Here is a 7434-nt window from a genome sequence, read left to right as displayed (position 1 = left end):
TTTTCTTAAAGTCTTTATTTTCCTTTAAAATTATACATATTCCCTCAATGTCGTCAGGACTAAGACCTTCAATTGTACCGTTATTTATATGATCATCTATTTTAGCAATTATTTCTTTATAGTATTTTTTACCTTCTTTTTTTAAATCGCTGTCTTCTATTGTTTTTATATAATTGGAAATTATGTTAATATCTTTAGTCAATTCATCTTCTGAAACTTCAAGTACTCTTTCCATAAGTCTGCTTTTCTTACTTGAATCTAAATTCTTTATGATTTTGTTTAAAGAGTTATACTCATTTTTTTCCAATAATTCTTTCGCTTTGTTCACAAATAGGTCTATTATATTATCTGATTTATAGTGTTGCTTTAAGATTGCCTCGTATACTTCATATTCATCAAAAATATTATAAACAAATTTAGCTTTTCCAATAATTTTACACCTTAAATCTTCTTGATTGAAAAAATCATCATTCAAATCGTATTTTTTTAACGCTAAATATAGGCTCTGTAACGTAATTGGTATATCATCTTTCCAAAATAAATAGTTTATCCCCAAATCATTTAAAAAACTAATTATTTCTCTTGGCGTTAAAAAATACGAGTTTCCATTATATTTAGTAAAGCTTTCAAAAATTCTTCTTGTAAATATTTGCTTGTCCTCATCTTTATTTCGATCATAGAATTTAAAAATTTTGAAGAATTTTTCTTTGTATAAACTTCTCCAATCACTTTCATTTATGGGAGGGATTTCAATCCTAAATTGAAATATTTTCTCAATAAAATCATTGGCTTCCCTTAAGCCGTCTTTATTGTTCCCAATATCATTATTTCCCACAAGATTTTCATTATTATCAGAGATTGTATCGTTCTCAGGAGTTTTGTTGTTATAGGTCTCCTTATTGTTTTCAATAACGTTATTATTTCCAGTATTTTTAAATTGCTTGCTCAATATTCCCGATAATCTATCTTTATCTATAGGAACAATAAACCAAGACTTGCTTTTCTCATTTGCATCATTTTGCACAGATAATTGTAACATAGACAACACATCTAAAACCGTATCTTCATCAACTCTATCTAAATTATCAAAAACTATAATAATATTTTCGTATCCGTCAGAATTTTTATTTTCAGGGTTTATAATAAAATCAAAACATCTTTGATAAAAGTCACTGGAAAATTCTAAGTCTTCTTGTGTAAGATGGTTCTCAGTGAGATCAATATTTTTACCTAAATAATAATTCATAAATTGTTTTATTTTTTCTAAAATCTTTTTTCTCCTTATAAAGAAAATAATAATAAAAGAAAAGAAACAGACAATAAGAACAATCATAAAAATATTTTCTACATTTGAAATATATGGAAGATTCTTTAATAAGGGTAAATGAAACAAAGGACCGAATAACACATCTCTACTAAAAGAGACTCCTAACATTCTAAGAAGGAAAGCAAAAATAATAAGACCTGATAAAAAGATAACCCAATTTTCTGGTTTGTTACCAGTGATCTTGAAATTTTTAGAAATTTTTTTCTTTGTTAAATGATCTTGTATGGTAATTTCGTCTTCAAAATTTTCATTTTCTACTTTTAGTTCCCTTGCTAATTTAAGCAAAAATGATCTTTTTAAAAGATCACCCCTATGTGCCCAAGAATCATAAGTAATAATTTTATTTTTATCATCTTGATAATTTTTAGAAAAAATATCTATTATAGAACTTTTACCTGAGCCCCATTGACCAAATAGCCCAATAGTTTTCTTTTTCACACTATCTTTCGCAATTATATTTTCTATATTTTCAGCAATATGTGCATGAAGTCCTAATTCATCTTCATTTACAGGCTCATCTTCGAGAAATTCTACAGGGAGCTTTTCATCTTCAGATTGTGACAACATATATAAATTTCACCTTATAAATTTATAATTTTACATTAGTTTCAATATGCTTTGAAATGTTTTTATCTTACTCCTTACAAGCGAAATAGTTTAAAGTCTTAATTGATAATAATTTTAACATACAATATTTTACATTTCAAAAAAAGTTTTTTCATAATTTGAATTACATAGTTACATCTCATTATTTATAAATTTTGAAGCTAAATCACTTTTTTCCTGTGCCAACATCCTTAACTCATACTCTGAAAAATAATATTGACCAGCAAAATTTGTTTCTATTTCATCCTGAGTTATTTCAAATCCTTCCTCATAACTTTCGATAAGAGATTTATAAATACCATTTAAAAAGCTTTTTTGCTTGATTAATATTGTTTGCATCTTTTTTATGTAAACTTCCAGTTCTTGTTCAAATTCTTCAGAAGTTTCAAAAAACACTTGCCCGTTGGCATGCAAATGTTCATTTCATTTTTTTACTAATTCAGAGATGTTGCCTATTGAGCCATCATTAAAACCGACCAATCTAAAAAAGCGGGATACTGTTTTTTCTTGTATTTTTGAGAAAGCAAACGGGTTTGTGGTGTCCTTTAAAAAGTCTTTTTCTTGACTTGGGAAGCCTACCCAACAAAGTGCAAACTCATCTGACTTTTCTTTGGAAATTCTCAAAAGTTGAATATAAACAAAAACCATATACAAAATATGCAAATGAGAATAAGCGCTTGGATAGAGCTCATTTTCAACGCATCTTATTGCATGATTAAGTTGGTGTTCCAAATATCTTTTAAGAGTAGGATCTGAAGTATCCAAGGGAAAATATTGTGATAATGCGTGAATTTCTTCCATGATATATCCCATTAAAAACTAATTTTTATCGCCCCAGACTTCGGAGATTTTAGCTTCAATTTTTTGTTCCATTTTTCCAATCAGTTTTTTGTTTGAATTGACAATTTTCTGCTCAGTTTCAATTTCTTCTACGATTTGTTTTTGGACTTTTAGAGATGGTAAAGGCACTTGGATATTAGATAAATAATTCCAAGAAACTCTTGGTAATTGAGCACCACCAAGTCCTTGTAAAACTTTATCGTTAAAAAGTTTACTTCTTAAATAATAAGAATAAAATTTATGATTTGCTTTATTTCTATTCCCCTGCAAAACAAAAATATCAGTTGAACAAATACCATGAAAGTTGGTGTAAAATACTTTGTTTAAGTTTGGCCTCAGCTTTCCATACAACACTTGATCAGGCTCAAAGTATGTTTTGGCACTTTTAATATTTTGGTATTTGGTTTCTATATCCCCAATTAGCCTACCCGTATTTGGCTCAATGTTTTCTAAACCAACATAATTGACGTTACCTTGTTTTTTTTGTGGATCAATACTATTCGATAACCTGTATAAAACTTTTCCTAACTCAATCATTGGCCAATTAGGATCAATTCGGAAACTTGGCTTCCAGTTTTCGACTACTTGTTTGGCTCCGTCGATGACTTTTTGATATTGCTCTATTTCGGCTACGACTTGCTTCTGGACTTCGAGTGGTGGGAGGGGGATTTTGATTGATTTTAGGTTTACTTGATTTAATTTTGGCACAGTGATTCCTGAAATATAAGTTTTCAAATCCATTGAATTTATAATCTCAACCAATAATTCATCAAGAATCTTGCTTCTATTGGGTCTTAGGACATGAGCATGATTATTGACCCAATATTTACCAGTAGCAATAAAAGCAGTTTTATCTCCTCTATCCCATTTTGCGCCATCTTCACCAACCAAGACTAACTTTTCATCAAAAATATAGTCTTGAACATAATCCAATATCCCAGTTGCCCCATAATATGGATAAATTCCTGATTTTCTTTCTCCTTTTGTAATAGGTTTTCTTTTGCTATCTAAAATCTCACAAACTTCACCCAGTTCCACCATCGGCCATTTGGCATTGCTATAATCCACGATTTTACGGTAGCGGTCACCTGTGAGATTGTATTCACCATTTTCAGCAATTTTTTCTTTGCTTACTGCAAAAGCAAGAGATCCCTCGACTTCGCTCGGGATGACAGCCGACTGTTTCCAACTCTCCAAAGCTTTTAATGCATTGGGGAGGTCATTTTTCTCTATCTTTCTTCTTTGTGCCCCCAGGTCGAAACCATCGTTTTCCACTTTGACAAACAAGATTTCATCAGTCCTCTTGGCAAATTCTCTGTCAAGCAAGAGAATAGAGGTTTTCACTCCGCTATAAGGCTGAAAAACTCCACCTGGTAAACTTACCACTGCATACAGCCCCAATTTTCGATTAAGTTTTTCCTTAAGTTTTTATATGCATTTGCAGATTGAAAGATAATACCTTCGGGAACAATAATCCCAGCTTTACCTTTAATCGTTAAATGCTCGGCAATGTAATCCACAAACAACACTTCCGAACGTTTCGCCTGAATACTGAATCTTTTGTGTGGACTGATACCACCCTTTGGTGTCATAAACGGCGGATTCGCAAGGATGATGTCATACATTTCATCCCATCTTTTATCACTGCTTAAAGTGTCGTATTCATGAATTTTGGGATCAGTGAAACCATGCAGATACAGATTTACCAATGCAAGCTTTACCATATCGGGGGAAATATCATACCCTGTAATGTTTTGAGTGAGTTTTTTTCTGTCATCTGGGGTTAGCAAGTCACCATTATAGCTTTTCTTTTCTTCAATTACAGTTTCTGTTGCAGTTTCTCCAAGTTTGATTTTATCCTCTTCTTTTTCTGTTTCGGGTTTGTAATCTGAAGAGTTTATTTTTAAAATGTGTTTGTATGCTGAAATCAAAAAACCTGCTGTTCCACAGGCAGGATCAAGTATTGTGTCGTTTTTCTTAGGGGCAACAACTTCTACAATAAAATCGATAATATGCCTCGGTGTGCGGAATTGCCCTGCATCTCCCTGACTGCCGAGAACAGAAAGCAAATACTCAAAAGCATTTCCCAGATTTTCGCTGTGATCATACTCAAATTCATTGATTTCTTTTAAAAACATAGTAAGTGTTCTCGGATCACGAAACGGTAAAAAAGCACCTTTGAAAATATCACGGAAAAGCTGCGGTATATGCGGATTCTTCTGCATATTTGTTATTGCTTCCACATATAAATCAAGTTTTTCCTGCCCAGATAGCCTGTTATCCATAAGCTTTGTCCATGAATACTGGCTAAAACCGTCAGTAAAAAATCTTGCCTCTCCGCCCAACTCCTGAGCTTCTTTGTCCATATCATCCATAAATTTATAGACAAGAGCTGTGGTGATTTGCTCCACCTGTGCTTTCGGATCGGGGATTTTTCCCACAAGTATTTGTCTGGCAGTATCAATTTTTCTTTTGGTTTCTGAGTTGAGCATTGTTCTCCCTTATGAATAACAATTAGTTCATATACTGATTGACGGGCACGTAATCTTTTACATATTCTGGAACTGTTTCTCTCCAACCATTCAGTGCCTTAAATTCTGACATGCTGAATCCAGGATATACGTTTAACTCTGCAAAATGTTTGTTGTTTATTATATCCCTGAATTTTTCATCGGTAATATAAGCTTTGAGATAGTTTTTAATGTAGGGGACGTATTTGTTCTCAGGCTTATATATAGAAATAAACTTTTCAACTTCTTCTTCCAAAAGCTCGTCCTTACCCTTAAACTTTTCTATATATCCGAAAATTCTTTCCAAAACCTCCCGCCATGAAATACGACGGTCAAGGTTTTCACTCCTGCGGATTTTCTCCAAATTCAAGTAAAGCTCAGGTTTATTTTCATATTTATCGCGGGTAACTTTAACAGCTTTATCCCATTGTTCGTTTTCCACTGCTGTTTTTATGTCATTATCTTCACTAAGTTCACGCTGGGCTTTTTCAAAAAGTTTTCGGTCAATTTTCATTCCCTCTAAGCCGACCGTTTCTTCTCTTATTTCTTTGACTTTATCGGGATTAAAGATTTCCACTTCATTTGTTTCGTAAGGGGTATCTTCCCAATCAGCTTTCCCTTTTTGAACCTTTGGGAGTTCCAGGACTTCATCATAGTCGAATTTTTCTTCAAAGTATTCACAGTTGGCAAAGAAATCAAAGAACTTAAAAGTACCTTTTTCCTGTTTATGCTTGTCTCCATATTCGTCAGTATATTCAAAGCTGTATCTTCTTGTTCCTCTGCCCTTTATCTGTATAAAATCAGTGGGTGAAAATACTGGTCTCATAAGTGCAAGGTTTAAAATGTCTTCACAGTCATAACCAGTGGTCATCATACCTACTGTCACACAGACACGGGTTTTGCTTGATTTATAATTATCAAGAAACCTTGTGTGTCCGTTAAGATTATTATTGGCGAAATTAGTGGTAAATTGTTGTGATCCCGTAATATTGGAAGTTATCTGAACTGCAAAGTCTGAGTTGTATTTATCAGGCCATATTTTACTTGCCATCTCATTCAGGGTCTGTGTGATTTTGGAAGCATGTTTTTGACTGACACAAAATACGATGCTTTTACCTATTTCACCGCTGATAGGGTCTTTGAGAGCATTTTCTATGAAAGTCTGGCATAAAACCTTATTAGTTTTCTCTGAGAAAAATTTCTTTTCAAAATCTTTTTGGAAATATGTTTCTTCATCCTCTTCGCCTTCTTTATTTTTCACCATAACTGCGTACCCTTTTTCAGAAAGCAGTTCGGCTGTTATATCCGTTCTTGCATCCACCACTATCGGATTTATCAAATATCCGTCTTTTACTCCGTCAATTAAACTATATCTGAATGTCGGTTCTCCGTCTTTACAGCCAAAAGTAATATAAGTATCTAATAATTGTCTTCTCTCCCATGCCCGAGGGTCTTGGTAAGGCAATTCATCGGGATTTACATTTTTCAGATAATTTTTAGGTGTCGCCGTAAGCCCTAATTTGTAGCCGATAAAATACTCAAAAACCGCCCTGGAATTTCCGCCGATGGCACGATGGGATTCATCTGCAATCAGCAAATCAAAATCTGTTGGAGAAAAAAGTTTCTTGTATTTATCCTGCGAAGATAGGCTCTGAACTGTTGAAACAACAATTTCAGCCTTTTTCCAGTCATCACGGTTTTGCTTATAAATAACCGTCTGAAAATCGTTGCCGAGATAATCCCTGAAATTTTTATATGCCTGATCTTCCAACTCTAAACGGTCAACGAGAAACAGAATTCTCTTTGCATTTCCCGTTCTCAAAAAAAGTTTTATGACGGCACCAGAAATGAGTGTTTTACCTGTGCCTGTTGCCATTTCAAAAAGAAACCTGTCATTTCCCTGCCTGGCTGATTCCTGCAAAGCATGGATTGATTTTACCTGATACGGTCTGAGTATTCTTAATCCCTGTTCCCATAAAAATCTTTTTCTTGTTTCTTCGTTTTGGTATTGAGGGTCTTCTTTGAAGTTAGGATTTTGGGTAAGTGCAATATAATCAGCTTTTACTTCTTCATCTGCAAGTCTTTTATTATTCGGCTTAAAGTCAAGCCTGTGAATAAGGGATTCCTGGGTGGGAAACTCTGTGATAATTT

At 33.3% G+C, this 7434-nt stretch carries 5 protein-coding genes and 1 pseudogene; all 6 read right to left on the bottom strand.

The genetic code is table 11. The features are described from left to right. Window positions 1-1894: P-loop NTPase fold protein (locus tag UMU13_RS06165; RefSeq protein WP_328217842.1), on the bottom strand; the 1894-nt coding region annotated here is incomplete at its 3' end. A 171-nt stretch (window positions 1895-2065) separates the two neighbouring features. Beyond that, the gene (locus UMU13_RS06160; RefSeq protein WP_328217841.1) at window positions 2066-2329 is read right to left on the bottom strand and encodes a hypothetical protein; all 264 of its coding nucleotides are present in this window, start codon (window positions 2327-2329) and stop codon (window positions 2066-2068) included. Window positions 2330-2356: 27 nt separating this feature from the next. Then, entirely contained in the window at window positions 2357-2734 is a 378-nt protein-coding gene (locus UMU13_RS06155; RefSeq protein ID WP_328217840.1) for a hypothetical protein, read from the bottom strand. An 18-nt stretch (window positions 2735-2752) separates the two neighbouring features. Then, window positions 2753-3310, bottom strand: coding sequence for a restriction endonuclease subunit S (locus UMU13_RS06150; protein WP_328217843.1), 558 nt, complete (start codon window positions 3308-3310; stop codon window positions 2753-2755). Window positions 3311-3430: 120 nt separating this feature from the next. Continuing rightward, a pseudogene (locus UMU13_RS06145) lies at window positions 3431-4911 on the bottom strand (N-6 DNA methylase); the annotation flags it as partial. Between the two features lie 376 nt (window positions 4912-5287). Beyond that, the gene (locus UMU13_RS06140) at window positions 5288-7399 is read right to left on the bottom strand and encodes a DEAD/DEAH box helicase family protein (RefSeq protein WP_442902135.1); all 2112 of its coding nucleotides are present in this window, start codon (window positions 7397-7399) and stop codon (window positions 5288-5290) included. Window positions 7400-7434 lie beyond the last annotated feature (35 nt).

This window comes from Flexistipes sp., assembly GCF_036172515.1.
Lineage (GTDB): Bacteria > Chrysiogenota > Deferribacteres > Deferribacterales > Flexistipitaceae > Flexistipes.
Note: the sequence above shows the minus strand (reverse complement) of the source record. Positions and strands in the feature narration are given on the sequence as shown.